This is a genomic window from Calditrichota bacterium, from assembly GCA_013151735.1.
In the GTDB taxonomy this organism is placed as follows: domain Bacteria; phylum Zhuqueibacterota; class JdFR-76; order JdFR-76; family BMS3Abin05; genus BMS3Abin05.
This window is the reverse complement of sequence record JAADHR010000030.1, coordinates 1-1,677: the sequence shown is the minus strand read 5'-3', so window position 1 is coordinate 1,677 and position 1,677 is coordinate 1. Positions and strand designations below refer to the sequence as shown.

The window sequence follows — 1,677 nt, the reverse complement described above, 5'->3', positions numbered from 1 at the left end:
TTTCCCGATCGAACCGAAACACCCCCCAGGAGGTGGCACCCCACAAATAGCGTGTGTTTCCGGTAATCGCCAGAATGTCATCGTAGGGCAGGCCGTCCAGTCCGATGTACAGCGTGCGCACCCCATCCGGAGAAAGTCGCACCAGCCCTTCTTTGTGAAGTCCCAGCCACTGTGTACCGTCCGCATCGGTGTAAAGCGCCTGCACCGGTCTAAAGAGTGAAAAGGGACCCACATCCCGCAAAAGGGCCTGGCGGGTGGCGCGGGCCAATCCCTCGTCCACACCCACCCAGAGGGAACTGTCCGGCAGAAAAAACGACGCGTGTACGCCGCGAATGCGAACATTTTTTAAAGGACTCTGTTTTTTCCAGGATGCCCCTGTTTTTTTAAAAACCGTGTGATTTTTCAGCACCCAGAGCCGGCCGCGGGCATCGCAATAAACCGCATTCAAGGCGTTCCCACGAAAGAAGGGGTCCTCCAGCCATCGGCCGTCCCGGTATTCAAACAGGCCGGCGGCCGTGGCGGCCCAGAGCGTGCTGTCCCGGTCAAACGCCAGGGCTCGCACATCATTGGCCCGTTCCCCTCCGGGAATGCGCACAAACGTGCGGAACTCCTGCGCGTACGGGACATCCCTAACAAAGGATTGGGAATAGAGAGAAATCGTACCAATCGCCCAAAAAAGAATCACCAAAAAAATTCGTTTTCGCCAAAAATAAAAAATGCCTGGGTTAGTCACGGACCCTCCTTTTTCTTGAAAAAATGTGTATTTCGGTCTATTTACGCGCGTATTCCATGCGGGTGTCGTACTCAACTCAAAACTGGGGCAGAAATTCCTTCAGAGCCGCCCGCAATTCGTCGGCCATTCTTCGCACGGATTTCAAATCCTGAATCATGGGATCGGATGCCAGGGCCTCCACCGCCAGATTCCAATCGCCCGTAAAAGACGCCTCCACAATCATTTCCTGCCGCCAGACGTGAGGTGCAATGAGCGGAAAAATAGTTGAAGAGATTTTCCCAATGGGCTGCGGAACCATGCGGCCCCCCTGAATTTCGGCCAACCCTTCCACCACAACCTGTCGGGGCAAATTTTCCACCTGCCCCGTATTGGGCAGATTGGTAATAAAAAGTCCTGTTTTTTCATGAAACAGGGCATCCATGATGTCGGCCACCTTTTCACCGGACTTCTGTTTCGGGAGTTCCCGTTTGCCGTCGCGCATTTCCTGAATACGCCGGCGGTCGCGGGCCAGGTCTTCCCGCCGCCGCTGAATGGACGTAAGGCCAATCCAGTACTTTCCACCGTACCCATTTTCTTTGGTCAACACGTTGGGCAAAAATTCCGCCAGATGCCGGTCACCGGCTGCGGGAAAATAGCCGAAGTTTTCAAACAGAGTGAATTTAAGGAGACGGTTGTCCGCAAACGGGTCGGCATTCAGATCGGTGCGATTCTTCCGGGCCAAAAATTCCCGGGCATAGTCGTGTAGTGCCGGGAAGGCATCCTGTCCGTCCATTTTAAATTCTAAAATCCAGTTGAAATGATTGATACCCGTGACGACAAATTCCATTCCGTCAAACTTTTCCCGCCCGAAATGGCGCCTGAGCCAATCGCTCACTCCCAGAAACTCGTGACACAACCCCACCACATTTTTTAGACCGGATTTCGTAAGAGTACGGGTAAGGACC

At 53.8% G+C, this 1,677-nt stretch carries 2 protein-coding genes; both read right to left on the bottom strand.

Annotated elements, in window-relative coordinates; genetic code table 11:
• Positions 1–685 (bottom strand): hypothetical protein (locus GXO76_02040; GenBank protein NOY76630.1); only part of this gene is annotated, 685 nt, incomplete at its 3' end.
• A gap of 124 nt (positions 686–809) precedes the next feature.
• Positions 810–1,677, bottom strand: an 868-nt coding sequence (locus GXO76_02035) for a hypothetical protein (GenBank protein ID NOY76629.1), incomplete at its 5' end; no start/stop codon positions are given.